Origin of the sequence: Mesorhizobium sp. M1142 (assembly GCF_040318565.1) — a bacterium.
GTDB lineage: Bacteria > Pseudomonadota > Alphaproteobacteria > Rhizobiales > Rhizobiaceae > Mesorhizobium.
This window is the reverse complement of the sequence record NZ_JAMYMK010000008.1, coordinates 24,543-38,037: the sequence shown is the minus strand read 5'-3', so window position 1 is coordinate 38,037 and position 13,495 is coordinate 24,543. Positions and strand designations below refer to the sequence as shown.

The 13,495-nt window shown below is 62.5% G+C and carries 14 protein-coding genes; 11 read left to right on the top strand and 3 right to left on the bottom strand.

Features of this window, described 5'->3' with window-relative positions:
* The gene (locus tag NKH42_RS15015) at window positions 1–501 is read right to left on the bottom strand and encodes a type III secretion system chaperone family protein (RefSeq protein ID WP_023678420.1); all 501 of its coding nucleotides are present in this window, start codon (window positions 499–501) and stop codon (window positions 1–3) included.
* A gap of 331 nt (window positions 502–832) precedes the next feature.
* Window positions 833–1,135: an accessory factor UbiK family protein gene (locus NKH42_RS15010; protein ID WP_352508124.1), complete on the bottom strand. Its 303-nt coding sequence runs from the start codon at window positions 1,133–1,135 to the stop codon at window positions 833–835.
* 130 nt (window positions 1,136–1,265) lie between these two features.
* Between NKH42_RS15010 and lgt the strand changes: the two genes are divergently transcribed.
* The 6 genes from lgt to NKH42_RS14980 all read left to right on the top strand — a co-directional run bounded on the left by lgt (window position 1,266) and on the right by NKH42_RS14980 (window position 7,146).
* Complete coding sequence (lgt, locus tag NKH42_RS15005) at window positions 1,266–2,117, top strand: prolipoprotein diacylglyceryl transferase (RefSeq protein ID WP_352508125.1); 852 nt, start codon at window positions 1,266–1,268, stop codon at window positions 2,115–2,117.
* A complete protein-coding gene (locus NKH42_RS15000) occupies window positions 2,114–3,202 on the top strand; it encodes a class I SAM-dependent methyltransferase (protein ID WP_352751886.1) in 1,089 nt (362 codons plus the stop codon). The genes lgt and NKH42_RS15000 overlap by 4 nt, the downstream gene beginning before the upstream one ends.
* A 139-nt stretch (window positions 3,203–3,341) precedes the next feature.
* Window positions 3,342–4,130: a peptidoglycan editing factor PgeF gene (gene pgeF, locus NKH42_RS14995; RefSeq protein ID WP_352508127.1), complete on the top strand. Its 789-nt coding sequence runs from the start codon at window positions 3,342–3,344 to the stop codon at window positions 4,128–4,130.
* Complete coding sequence (locus tag NKH42_RS14990; RefSeq protein ID WP_352508128.1) at window positions 4,130–5,281, top strand: M24 family metallopeptidase; 1,152 nt, start codon at window positions 4,130–4,132, stop codon at window positions 5,279–5,281. The genes pgeF and NKH42_RS14990 overlap by 1 nt, the downstream gene beginning before the upstream one ends.
* Window positions 5,282–5,335: 54 nt before the next feature.
* Window positions 5,336–5,956: a hypothetical protein gene (locus tag NKH42_RS14985; RefSeq protein WP_352508129.1), complete on the top strand. Its 621-nt coding sequence runs from the start codon at window positions 5,336–5,338 to the stop codon at window positions 5,954–5,956.
* Between the two features lie 254 nt (window positions 5,957–6,210).
* Window positions 6,211–7,146 (top strand): ribose-phosphate pyrophosphokinase, encoded by a 936-nt coding sequence (locus tag NKH42_RS14980; RefSeq protein WP_254819191.1) that lies wholly within the window; start codon window positions 6,211–6,213, stop codon window positions 7,144–7,146.
* A gap of 112 nt (window positions 7,147–7,258) precedes the next feature.
* Here the strand turns inward: NKH42_RS14980 and NKH42_RS14975 are convergent, their stop codons facing one another.
* Entirely contained in the window at window positions 7,259–8,125 is an 867-nt protein-coding gene (locus NKH42_RS14975) for an AraC family transcriptional regulator (RefSeq protein WP_352508131.1), read from the bottom strand.
* Between the two features lie 130 nt (window positions 8,126–8,255).
* Between NKH42_RS14975 and NKH42_RS14970 the strand changes: the two genes are divergently transcribed.
* From NKH42_RS14970 to ychF, 5 genes are all read left to right on the top strand, one after another.
* Window positions 8,256–9,500, top strand: a complete 1,245-nt coding sequence (locus NKH42_RS14970) for an MFS transporter (protein WP_352508132.1) — start codon at window positions 8,256–8,258, stop codon at window positions 9,498–9,500.
* A gap of 205 nt (window positions 9,501–9,705) precedes the next feature.
* Window positions 9,706–10,455 carry an SDR family oxidoreductase gene (locus tag NKH42_RS14965; protein WP_352508134.1) on the top strand — a complete coding sequence of 250 codons (750 nt, stop codon included), beginning with the start codon at window positions 9,706–9,708 and terminating at the stop codon, window positions 10,453–10,455.
* A 385-nt stretch (window positions 10,456–10,840) separates the two neighbouring features.
* Complete coding sequence (locus NKH42_RS14960) at window positions 10,841–11,485, top strand: 50S ribosomal protein L25/general stress protein Ctc (RefSeq protein WP_023719196.1); 645 nt, start codon at window positions 10,841–10,843, stop codon at window positions 11,483–11,485.
* Window positions 11,486–11,508: 23 nt separating this feature from the next.
* Window positions 11,509–12,234, top strand: coding sequence for an aminoacyl-tRNA hydrolase (gene pth / locus NKH42_RS14955; RefSeq protein ID WP_254819186.1), 726 nt, complete (start codon window positions 11,509–11,511; stop codon window positions 12,232–12,234).
* Between the two features lie 110 nt (window positions 12,235–12,344).
* Entirely contained in the window at window positions 12,345–13,448 is a 1,104-nt protein-coding gene (gene ychF, locus NKH42_RS14950; RefSeq protein ID WP_352508135.1) for a redox-regulated ATPase YchF, read from the top strand.
* Window positions 13,449–13,495: the final 47 nt, after the last annotated feature.

The window sequence follows — 13,495 nt, the reverse complement described above, 5'->3', positions numbered from 1 at the left end:
TCAGGCGTTTCCGTAGGTTTCGAACAGCACGCCGGCCAACGCATCCTTGGCCGAAGTCCCCGACCAGACGACGAACTGGAACGCCTGGAAATAGCATTCGCAGGCTTCCAGCGCCGACGACAGCAGCACCTCGACCTGCTGGCTTGACGGCTCGACCCCACCGGCCAGCAGCAGCGACTGGCGGAACATGATGGCGCCTTCCTGCTCCCAGAGATCGAAATGGCCAAACAGCATCTGCTCGTTGATCAGCGAAAGCAGCCGCATCACCTCGAGCGCGCGCGCCTCCGGGACTTTGATGTCGAAGGCGCAGGCCAGGTGCAGCGCCTCGTAGTCCTCCATCCAGGAGAATGAAACGTGGTAGTCGGTCCAGCTCCCGGCAACCGAAATCGAGATCTCGTCGTCGCCGGCCCGTTCGAAGGACCAGTCGTTGTTGTGCGCCACCTGCTCGATAACATCCACCGGATGGATTTCGCGGGAGAATTCGAGTTCGAGAAGTTCCATGAAATGCTTCCTGTCGTTCTGGGAGCGCCACCACACGCTCCGCGGGAGAGGCACACTCGAACAATTCTGCCTAGAACTCGGACGGCCAGGACTTCGTCAACGCAAAGACCCCGGACCGGACCCCACCGCCCGGCGCATGACCCTGCTCCGAATCATGCAACAAATTCAGTCTATTGATCGGGAGTCGCGTGACCAGCCAAATTTTTCGCACTGCGTCATTCGCATGTGGAAAGGCGATGTCACAAAGATTCACGCAGTACCGGTAAGCGATTCACGACAAAGCGCTTTTTACGATCCGGCTTTGTGGAAAAGTTTAACGATTTATTTCTGATTATTTTTTTGCACGCGGCTTTGCCGCAGCCACAGGCGCTGCTTGACCGGTCAATTCGGCAAGCCTGGCCTCGAGCGCCTCGATGCGAGCGGCGAGCCGGATGTTTTCTTCCCTGGCCTTCGCCGCCATGTCGCGAGCAGCGTCGAATTCCTCGCGCTGCACCACGTCCATGGAGTTGAGTATGCGCTCGGCCTGGCCCCTGAAGGCGGTCTCCACCTCGCGCCGCACGCCCTGCGCGGCACCGGCTGCATCGGTCATCAGCTTGGCGAATTCATCGAGAATGCGGTTCGGTCCAGTCGCCATGGCAAATCCTCGCTTGGTTGAATTGACGTAGTGGCGCACCATTCGGAATGCAAGCATATGCTTGCCTTGACCGCGCCAAAAGCCTGCCGCATGGTCCGCGCCCGAACCTGATTGGAACCCGGAGACCCTGTTGAGCGAATATTTGCTGCCGCTGGCCGCCCTGCCCTTTCCCAACATCGACCCGGTCATCGTCCGGATCGGACCACTGGCGGTGCATTGGTACGGCGTCGGCTATATCGTCGGCATTCTGTTCGCCTGGTGGTATGCCAAACGCCTCGTCACCAACCCCAAACTTTGGCCCGACGGCATCCTGCCGATGAAGCCCATCGACCTCGACGACTTCATCGTCTGGGCAGCCATCGGTGTGGTGCTCGGCGGACGCACCGGCTACGTGCTGTTCTACGACCTGCCGCGCTACATTGCCAATCCGCTCGATATCGTCGCCGTCTGGCAGGGCGGCATGTCGTTTCATGGCGGCCTACTCGGCGTCATTCTCGCCATGACGCTGTTTTCCTGGTCTCGCGGCATCCGCACATGGTCGCTGTTCGACGTGGTTGCCGCCGGCGTGCCGGTAGGGCTTGGCCTCGTTCGCCTGGCAAACTTCATCAATTCCGAACTATGGGGCCGGCCGACCGACGTGCCATGGGCATTCGAATTCCCCAATGGCGGCCCATTTGCACGCCATCCGAGCCAGATCTATGAGGCGCTGCTCGAAGGCTTGGTGCTGTTCCTGGTCCTGCGCTTCCTCACCCATTCCAGGCTCAAGCTGAAGACGCCGCGCTTCGTCGGCGGCGCCTTCATCGCCGGCTATGGCGCCTCGCGCATCTTCGTCGAATTCTTCCGCGAGCCCGACCAGCAGCTTGGCTACCTCCTTGGCACGAGCTGGCTGACCATGGGAATGGTGCTGTCACTGCCGATGGTGCTGGCCGGCATCTGGGCGATGGCTACAGCCAAGCCGGTGACAAAACCGCAGCCGGCATGACGCGGCTGAAGACCCGCATCGCCGAGCTGATCGGTGCGGTAGGACCGATCCCCATCAGCGAATACATGGCGCTCTGCCTGTTCGATCCGCAGGACGGCTATTATACGACACGCGAGCCGTTTGGCGCCGCCGGCGACTTCGTCACCGCGCCGGAGATCAGCCAGATGTTTGGCGAGCTGGTCGCCATCTGGCTCTACCAGGCGTGGCTGGCGATCGACCGGCCGACGCCGGTCGCCATCGCCGAAATCGGCCCCGGCCCCGGCACGCTGATGAGAGATATGCTGCGCACGCTTTCGCGGCTCGATCCGACGCTTACCGCCAGCGCATCGTTCGCCTTGATCGAGGCCAGTCCGCGGTTGACCGAGGTCCAGAAACGGACGCTTGCCGGGACGTCGGCCACCATCGCCTGGCATGAGGCCGTCGACACGCTGCCGCAGGGGCCGCTTCTGATTGTTGGTAACGAGCTGTTTGACGCCGTGCCCATCCGCCAGTTCGTCCGCGCTGGAGCCGGCTGGAGCGAACGGATGATCGGTCTCGACGACGCGAACCGGCTGCGCTTTTTCGTCGGCGCCGGCTCGCTTGACCCGATGCTGCTGCCGGAGGGTGCCGAGAATGCGACGCAAGGTGCCATCGTCGAGGTGGCGCCAGCCCGCGCCGCCCTGATGGCGGCCATCGCCGGGCGACTTGCCGGATTTGGCGGAGCCGGCCTGTTTCTCGACTACGGTCATCTCCAGCCCGGGATCGGCGACACCTTGCAGGCCTTGCGCAAGCACGGTCATGAGGACGTGCTGGCCAATCCGGGGCAGGCCGATCTCACAGCCCATGTCGATTTCGCTCCCCTCGCGGCAACCGTTCGGGCACACGGCCTCGATGCCCACCTCTCAACGCAAGGTGAATTCCTGCTCAAGATGGGGCTTCTCGAACGGGCTGGCCGGCTCGGCGCCAACGCCGATGAGGCAGCTCGCGAAAAGATCGCGGCCGACGTCGAGCGCCTCGCCGGCCCGCAGGCCATGGGCGAACTCTTCAAGGTGCTTGCCGTCCTCCCTGCCGGCATTGCCGTTCCGCCGTTTCCAAGCACGGATTGACTTTTCGCTGCCGCCTCTTTCACTCTCCCGTCTCCGACTAGCGCCCGACATCAACTTCGCCAGCCTTCAACCGCCCAGCCTTCAACTGCGCCCCTTCAACTCGCTTGACGAAATCGCCCATACGGACAACAAAGCCGCCATGCTGAATCAGACCAAACCGGATCCCGTTCGGTCGCCCTTGCTGGAAACGGCGCAAGGCATCCGCCACGGCTACTTCACGCGAGTCGGCGGCATTTCCAGCGGCATCTACCGGGGCCTCAACATCGGGGCCGGTTCGAACGATGACCAGACGCTGGTGCGCGAAAATCGCCGCCGGGTCGCCGAATGGATGGGCGTGCCCGCAAACCATCTGCTGACCGCTCACCAGGTTCATTCGCCGGACGTCGTCATTGCCAGGGAGCCTTTTGCCGGCGAGCGGCCCAAGGCCGACGCCATTGTCACCGACCGGCCGGGCATTGCCGTCGGTGCCTCGACCGCCGACTGCGGACCGGTCCTCTTCGCCGACGCCGAGGCGCGCATTATCGGCGCCGCCCATGCCGGCTGGAAAGGCGCTTTCACCGGAGTGCTGGAAAACACCATCGCGGCAATGGAAAGCCTCGGCGCCCGGCGCGACTGCATCGTCGCAGTGCTCGGTCCTTCGATCGGCACACGGAATTACGAAGTCGGACCGGAATTCGTCGCCCGTTTCGTCGACGCCGATGCCTGCAATGCTCGCTATTTCGCGCCCTCCGCAAATGCCGGACACGCGATGTTCGATCTCAACCGCTACACGGTTGACCGGCTGACCAAGGCTGGCGTCAACGCCGAAGGACTTGGCCGCTGCACCTATGCCGAGGAAGAGCTTTTCTACTCCTATCGGCGCAGCACGCATCGCAACGAGCCCGACTACGGGCGGCAGGTTTCGGCAATCGTTTTGGAGGCTGACTGATGGCGCTGCATTTCGAACGCTCGGAATTCGACGCGCGGCGCGATCGACTGATGATCGAGATCGCCGAAAAGAAGCTCGACGCCGTCCTGCTGTTTGCCCAGGAAAGCATGTATTGGCTAACCGGCTACGATACCTTCGGCTTCTGCTTTTTCCAGTGCCTGGTGGTCAAGGCCGACGGCTCGATGGTGCTGCTGACGCGTTCGGCCGACTTGCGCCAGGCGCGCCACACCTCGATCATCGACAACATCGTTTTGTGGACGGACCGCAACGGCGCCAATCCGGCGGTAGACCTGCGCAACCTGCTCAACGAACTCGACCTGCTCGGTGCCCGCATCGGCGTCGAATACGACACCCACGGCCTGACCGCCTATAATGGCCGGCGCCTCGACGAGCAGTTGCAGACCTTCGGGCAGATCGCGGATGCCTCCGGCATTGTCAGCCGGCTACGGCTGTTCAAGAGCCCGGCAGAAATCGCCAAGGCGGAAAAAGCCGCAAATCTGGCCGACGACGCGCTGGACGCAGCACTGCCGCTGATCAAGCAGGGCGGCGATGAGGCGCTGATCCTCGCCGCCATGCAAGGTGCCATCTTTGCCGGCGGCGGCGATTATCCGGCCAACGAGTTCATCATCGGCTCCGGCGTCGACGCCCTGCTTTGCCGCTACAAAGCCGGCCGCCGCAAGCTCACCAAGAACGACCAGCTGACGCTCGAATGGGCCGGTGTCTTCCACCACTACCATGCGGCAATGATGCGCACGGTGTTGACCGGCAAGGTATCGAAACGCCACCAGGAATTGTTCGATGCCGCCCGCGCCGCGCTACTTGCAGTCGAGAAGGCGATGACGCCCGGTAATACGTTCGGCGACGTGTTCGACGCCCATGCCCGCACCCTCGAAGTCCACAATTTGACCAAGCACCGGCTTAATGCCTGCGGCTATTCGCTCGGCGCCCGCTTCACCCCGTCCTGGATGGATATGCCGATGTTCTATCAGGGTAATCCCGAACCGATTGCGCCGAACATGACGCTGTTCGCCCATATGATCATCATGGACTCCGAAACCGAAACCGCGATGACGCTTGGCCGCACCTATCTGACGACCGAATCCCAGCCGAAGCCGCTGTCCCGCCATGATCTCGACTTGATCGTGCAGTGAATCCATAATGCAAAGAGTGTGAGGGGCGTTCATCGCCAAGGAGTTTTCAGGCTAATGAGACGATCGCATGTGACGACCGTGTCATTGCTCGTGGCGCTGGCGCTGGCGGCCTGCACCAATGCGAAGGACGTTCTCGAACCGTCGGCCATTGCCCCGCAATCGACGCAATCGCTCTCCGGAGCCGGAAGTGCCGCAACGCCCCCCGCAACTCCGGCTCGGCCTGCCGGCACCGCGCAAACTGCAGATACAGCGCAGCCTTCGGCTGCAGTAGCCGTGCCGCCCGCCAAAAGCGCGGCTGCCATTGCGCGGACCCGGCTGCAGGTGGCGCCGATCGTCGGCGCCTCGGTAGAAGCCGCGACACCGCTGACCGCCGAGCTTCAGACACGCGCCAGGCAGCGCGGCATCACCTTGGCCGGCAGCACCGACCAGACCCCAACGCATGTGCTCAAGGGCTATTTCTCGACCATGACGGAAGGCAAGGACACCACCGTCATCTACGTCTGGGACATCTATGACCCGGCCGGCAACCGGCTGCATCGCATCAATGGCCAGCAGAAGGCACCCTCCGTCGGCGGCGGTGAAGGCTGGGCGGCGGTGGCGCCGGCGACCATGCAGGCAATTGCCGACCAGACAATCGACCAGTTCGCCACCTGGCTTGGCGGCGGCGCCGGCTGACCTGGAGCATGATTTCCGAAAAGTGGAATCCGGTTTTCGGAAAAGACCATGCTCAGACTGAAAGATAGAGCTATCCCCGATTCCGTCGGCATCGCAGTGGACCTATCGCCGCATCGTCAAGCCGTAAGCGTTTATTGAGATTAGCCGGCGGATTCCCATTCACGACGCTTGCAATACCGGCGCGGGCCGCTAAAAGCCCGACTAAGAGGCTGGAGTGCTATCGGAGTCTCTCAATCCTTCGCCAGGAACGGTGCATGAAGCTCTTCGCGGGCAATTCCAACAGGGTGCTGGCCGAATCAGTCGCCCGCTACCTCAACATTCCGCTGGGCAAGGCCAGCGTCAGGCGCTTCGCCGACCAGGAAATCTTCGTCGAGATCCAGGAGAATGTGCGCGGCGAGGACGTCTTCATCCTGCAGTCCACCTCGTTCCCGACCAACGATCATCTGATGGAACTGCTCATCATGATCGACGCCTTCATGCGCTCTTCGGCCAAGCGCATCACTGCGGTTATTCCTTATTTCGGCTATGCCAGGCAGGATCGCCGCGCCTCGGGCCGCACACCCATCTCGGCCAAACTGGTCGCCAACATGATCACGAGGGCGGGCGTCGACAGGGTGCTGACCCTGGATCTCCATGCCGGCCAGATTCAAGGCTTCTTCGACATCCCGACCGACAATCTGTTTTCCGTGCCGGTCATGGCCCGCGACGTAAAGGCGAAATACAAGCAGCTTGCCAATGTCATGGTGGTTTCGCCGGATGTCGGCGGCGTGGTCCGCGCCCGCGCCCTCGCCAAGCGCATCGATGCCCAGCTCGCCATCGTCGACAAGCGCCGCGAGCGCCCCGGCGAATCGGAAGTCATGAACGTCATCGGTGACGTGCGCGGCAAGGATTGCCTGTTGATCGACGACATCATCGATTCGGGCGGAACACTGTGCAATGCAGCCGATGCGCTGCTTGCCGACGGCGCCACCAGCGTCACCGCTTATACTACTCATGGCGTTTTGTCCGGCGGCGCCATCGCCCGCATCGGCGCCTCGAAACTGCAGGAACTGGTCATCACCGATTCCATCCAGCCGACCCAGGCAGTGCTCGACGCCGCCAATATCCGCGTCATCTCCATCGCCGAACTGATGGGCGAGGCGATCTCACGCACGGCGACCGAGGAATCGGTGTCGAGCCTGTTCGATTAATGCGTGTCGCGCAAAACTGTGCAGCGGTTTTCCGATAACGACATGCATAAAAACAAGAACCTAAAGCGCATCGCATGAGGCGGGTCGAACGCGACGCCTTCAGGGCTGCGACTCAGGCCGAGCCGGACCGCTTGTTCGCCGCACCTTCGCCAGCATCACGGGCGCCGCGCATGTAACCGCGTGGCGAGGCTCCCAGCATGCGCTTGAACATGGTGATGAACGCCGGCACGCTGTCATAGCCGAGATCGAGCGCCACCCTTGTGATCGGCTCGCCGTCGGCCAGCCGTGGCAGCGCCGCGAACAGGCAGGCCTGCTGACGCCAGGTCGACAGCGACAATCCCGTCTGGCGGTGGAACGCGCGGGTGAAAGAGCGGCGACTCATGCCAACGATAGCGGCCCATTGGTCGATCGTCGCATGCGGTGACGGTGCCGAGACGAAGCGCCGGCACAGCGTCGCCAGCCTTGCATCGGACGGGAACGGCAGGCCGAGCGGCCGTTCCGGCAGGTTCGGGATTTCGTGCAGCAGGAGCTTCATGATCAGTCCGCCCCGGCCCTCCAGCTCGGCGCCCTGCGGCAGCTTTTCCGATTCCACGATCAGGCTGTGCATCAGGTCGGTGATGCCCACGACACGCAACCCGTCCGGTAGGCCGGGAATGGCCTCCGGCATCACATAGACGGACCGCATGCTGACGTCGCCCAGCATCTCGACGGAATGTTCGGTGCCGGCGGGGATCCACATCGCGTGGTCCGGAGGCACCATCCAGCGCCCATGCCGCGTCGTTACCAGCACGACCCCGACCAGCGCGTGCAGCAACTGGCTGCGGCTGTGATGGTGCCGTGGCACATGGTAGCCGTCCGGATATTCGGTCGGCAGCGCCACTGCCGGCCCTACGGCCTGCTCCAGCCATTGCCAGCGACGCTCATGCAGCAGCCCGAGATCAGCGTCGCCCGCCTTGAACATTTCCTTGCCATGCGGCATCAGCTATGGCCCACTTGCGAAACTATTGGACCAAACCACGAAAGAAGTCGCGTGACAAGCGACGTATAAGGCAGGCGGCCCCATAAGACCGCGTGCGGAAGTGCCCGCCAAAAAGACCACGGAGCATGCCTTGACAGATACCACAGCAATCGCCGAGGGCGAGCCGGCAGCGGCCGGCCACATCTCAGCTCAGGCGACGGCCTTCACCGTCATCCTGGCGGTGAGCTTCTGTCATTGCATCAACGACATCATGCAGTCGCTGCTGTCGGCGATCTATCCGCTGCTGAAGGCCAATTACGGTCTCGATTTCTGGCAGATCGGCCTCTTGACTTTCACTTTCCAGGTGACGGCATCCTTGCTGCAGCCGGTGATCGGCATGATCACCGACAAGCGGCCGATGCCTTATTCGCTGCCCTACGGCATGGCCTCCTCGTTGATCGGACTGGTCGTGCTGGCCTACGCCGGACACTATTTCCTGCTCCTCATCGGCGCCTCGCTGATCGGTATCGGCTCGGCGATCTTCCATCCGGAATCCTCGCGCATCGCCCGCTTCGCCTCCGGCGGCCGGTTCGGTCTTGCGCAGTCGCTGTTCCAGGTCGGCGGCAATTTCGGCCAGGCTATGGGGCCGCTGCTGGCAGCCTTCATCGTCGTGCCCTTCGGCCAGACCAGCATTGCCTGGTTCGCCGGCGGCTCGCTGATCGGCATCATCGTGCTGTGGCAGGTCGGCGGCTGGTACAGCCGGCTGCGTGCCGCGCAGGGCGCCCGCAAGGCGGCAAGCTTCGTCTCGCCCTTCCCGCGCCGCAAGGTGATGGGAGCGCTGCTGGTGCTGACGCTGCTGGTACTGACCAAGAACGCCTATATTTCCAGCCTTGCCAGCTACTACACCTTCTATTCCATTCATAAGTTCGGTGTTTCGGTGCAGATGTCGCAAGTCATGCTGTTCCTGTTCCTCGGCGCCTCTGCCCTGGGCATCCTGCTCGGCGGCCCGTTCGGCGACCGCTACGGGCAGAAGGCGATGATCTGGTTCTCGATCGTCGGCGTGCTGCCCTTCACGCTGGCCCTGCCCTACGCCAATTTCGAGTGGACGATGGTTCTCACCGTGCTGATCGGCCTGATCCTGTCCTCGGCCTTCTCGAACATCGTCGTCTTCGCCCAGGAACTGGTGCCCGGCCGCGTCGGCATGATCGCCGGCATCTTCTTCGGCTTCGCCTTCGGCATGGGCGGCATCGCCGCCGCCGTGCTTGGCGTCGTCGCCGACCTGAAAGGCATCGATTTCGTCTTCCAGGTCTGCTCGTATTTGCCGCTGCTCGGGCTACTGACGGTCCTCCTGCCTAACATGAAGGCAGCGAGGAAGCTGGAGGCGGCGGCCAGCTAAACATCAGTGCATCTTTCGGAATTGATAGGAGGGCGTGGCAGTTGCCGCGCCCTTGATGATTCTTTCACCATACGCCGGGTGAAAAGCCTGTCAGAGAGGGTCACCCCTGAAGGCAAAATTGTGGTCAGCAACGCTTCCAAGTTGAACATACCGGGCTTACCCCTGATGCTGCGCAGCGCTCCGCGCCAGGAAAGGCAATTCGCTTATGTCCAGACTAAAAGGCAAGGCCGCATTGATTACCGGCGGCACCAGCGGCATCGGCCTAGTGACGGCACAACGTTTCATCGAGGAAGGTGCGCGCGTCGCTATCACCGGAACCAATGCGAGCCGTCTCGAGGAGGCGCGCACCACCCTCGGCAGTGACGTACTTGTCATTGCCGCTGACGCCGGAGATGCCGCTGCCCAGAACGACATAGCGCGGCGGATCGAGGAAACCTTCGGCAAGCTCGACATTCTCTTCCTCAATGCCGGTATCGCCGACCTGCGCCCGCTTGGCGACTGGACCGAGGCCGCGTTTGACAGGAGCATCGATGTCGACCTCAAGGGGCCCTACTTCCTGGTCAAGGCGCTCGTTCCGCTGTTTTCGAACCCGTCGTCGATCATCCTCAGCGGCTCGGTCAACGCACATATGGGAATGGCTGGAACGCACGTCTATGCGCTGGCCAAGGCCGGCATGATTTCGCTCGCCCGGACGCTCTCGGGCGAACTGATAGAACGGGGTATTCGCGCCAATGTGATCAGCCCGGGTCCGATCGACACGCCGCTAAACGACAAACTTGGGCTGGCCCCCGAAGCGGCGAAGGCGCGCGCGAAAGCTGTGGTCGGCCTGGTGCCTGCCCGTCGTTTCGGAACCGCCGAGGAAATTGCCAATGCAGTGGTTTTTCTTGCTTCGGACGAATGCCCGTTCATGGTCGGAGCGGAAATGCTGATCGATGGCGGCTTGAGCATCGCCTGACATCGGCACGACGTGACAAAAAAAGACACTCGCCAGAAGGCAGTTTTTTGTCACGTTCTTAAAGGCCTGAAGAAGGCCAGCAGGTCGGCGCTGATGACACCGGCATGGGTGATCGCCATGCCATGGGAAACCCTTGTAGACCTGCCTGCCATGACCTTGCCTGCCATGACTTGCACCCTTTCCCGCCTTCGGCTATAGAGCCGCCACCCGCGTAGACACCCTTGGAGGCAACGCGGCGGAAGGCTGCCTTCCCTTGTGATCCCGAACAAAGGTCCGCTTGCTTATGCGGCTGCCGCTTTCGGATATGCAGGCCCGGCGGCTTTCGACGTTTACGGCCCAGCCACGCTGGCCGCGAACGCTCCAGAACAACGCGAAAGGAAATGCCATGAGCCACGATACTTACGAGCTCAAGGCCGAAGCGCGCGAACAGGTCGGTAAGGGGTCCGCCCGTGCAGTTCGCCGCAACGGTAAAGTGCCTGCAGTGATTTACGGCGACAAGCAGCCTCCCCTGGCGATTGCGCTGACCTATAAGGACATCTACTACAAGATCCATGGCGGCGGGTTTCTGACCACGGTCGCCACGATCGACGTCGACGGCAACAAGATCCAGGTTCTGCCCAAGGATTTTCAGCTCGACCCGGTCAAGGATTTTCCGGTCCATGTCGATTTCCTGCGCATCGGCAAGGACACCGAAGTCAATGTCGACGTGCCCGTGCACTTCATCAATGAAGACAAGTCGCCCGGCATCAAGCGCGGCGGCGTGCTCAACATCGTGCGCCACGAGGTCGAGTTCCACTGCCCGGCGAATGCGATCCCGGATTTCATCACCATCGATCTCACCGGCACCGATATCGGCGATTCGATCCACATTTCGGCCGTCACCTTGCCGGCCGGCGTCAAGCCGGTGATCTCCGACCGCGACTTCACCATCGCGACCATTGCCGGTTCCTCGGCGATGAAGCCGGAGGCGGTAGAAGAGACGACTGAAGCGGCTGCGCCCGAAGCGGCTCCTGCCGCCGAAGAGAAGTAACCCCTTCCCGCCCGGAGGCGACGATGCTTGTCTTTGCAGGCCTCGGCAATCCGGGCGCGAAATACGCCAGCAACCGGCACAATGTCGGCTTCATGGCGGCGGACGCGATCGCCCGCCGCCATTCCTTTTCGCCCTGGTCGAAGAAATTCCAGGGTCTGATCGCCGAAGGCACGCTTGCCGGCGAAAAGGTGATCCTGATCAAGCCGCAGACCTTCATGAACCTGTCCGGCCAATCGGTCGGCGAAGCCTTGCGCTTCTATAAGCTCGGCCCTTCGGCGCTGACTGTCTTTTATGACGAGATCGACCTTGCTGCCGGCAAGGTGCGTGTCAAGGTCGGTGGCGGTTCCGGCGGCCACAACGGTATCCGCTCGCTCGACCAGCACGTCGGCAAGGATTTTCGCCGTGTGCGCATCGGCGTCGGCCACCCCGGCGTCAAGGAAATGGTGCATGGCCATGTGCTCGGCGATTTCGCCAAGGCCGACCGCGAATGGCTGGACGTGCTGCTCGACGCAATCGCCGACGGTGCCGGATTGCTTGCCGAGGGCGACGACAATTCCTTCATGAACCGCGTGACGCTGGCCCTGCGCGACAAGCTCACGCCGACGGGCGACGACGACCGCCCGCCGCCCAAGGCGCCAAAGGCACAAAGCCACGTCCGCCAGGCGCGGCCGCAGCAGCCGGCGGCCAAGCTGCCCGAAACCGGCCCCATGGCGGCCATGCTGAAGAAGCTTTTTGGCGGCAAGGACTGAGCCATGGCGCCGTCAGCGCCGCGGGCATGAGTGCTCAGGGCTTGACGATCATCGGCGCTTTCGCCCATAGCCCTGATCAAATTTCGATTTCCCGATAGGACCAGACAAAAATGGGTTTCAAATGCGGCATCGTTGGCTTGCCCAATGTCGGCAAGTCGACGCTCTTCAATGCGTTGACCAGGACGGCGGCGGCGCAGGCCGCCAATTATCCGTTCTGCACCATCGAACCGAATACCGGCGAGGTGGCGGTGCCCGACCCGCGCCTGCAGAAGATCGCCGCGATCGGCAAGTCGAAGGAGATCATCCCGACCCGCATCTCGTTCGTCGACATTGCCGGCCTAGTGCGTGGCGCCTCCAAAGGCGAAGGGCTTGGCAACCAATTCCTCGCCAACATCCGTGAGGTCGACGCCATCGTCCATGTGCTGCGCTGCTTCGAGGATGACGACATTACCCATGTCGAGGGCCGCATCGATCCTGTCGCTGATGCCGAGACCGTCGAAACCGAATTGATGCTTGCCGACCTCGACAGCCTTGAGCGCCGCATCGTGCAGATCCGCAAGCGTGCCGCCGGCCAGGACAAGGAAGCAGCGACCGTACTTCCGATGATGGAAGCGGCGCTTGAACTGCTGCAGGCCGGCAAGCCCGCCCGCATCCTGCTCAACGGCATCTCGGCTGAGGATCTGCGCATCCTGCAGGGGCTGAATCTCTTGACCTCACACCCGGTGCTTTACGTCTGCAACGTCGCGGAAGCCGATGCCGCCACCGGCAACGCGCATACCAGGGCGGTCGAGAAGATGGCCGCCGCGCAAGGTGCCCGCACCGTTGTGATTTCCGCGGCGATCGAGGCCGAGGTCGCCCAGCTCTCGGACGAAGAGGAAATGGAATTCCTGGCAACGCTCGGTCTGGACGAACCCGGCCTAAACAAGGTCATCCGCGCCGGCTACGAGCTGCTCCAGCTCATCACCTACTTTACCGTTGGCCCCAAGGAGACACGCGCCTGGACCGTGCACAAGGGCGCCAAGGCGCCGCAGGCAGCAGGCGTCATCCACACCGATTTCGAGCGCGGCTTCATCCGCGCCCAGACCATCGCCTATGACGACTTCGTCAGGCTGGGCGGCGAAGTCGCGGCCAAGGAGGCCGGCAAGGCGCGCGACGAAGGCAAGGAGTATGTCGTCCAGGACGGCGACATCATGCTGTTCAAGTTCAACACCTGACCCGGCGAGGGAGCCCAATGGTCACCATTGCCGTCGCTCGATGACAA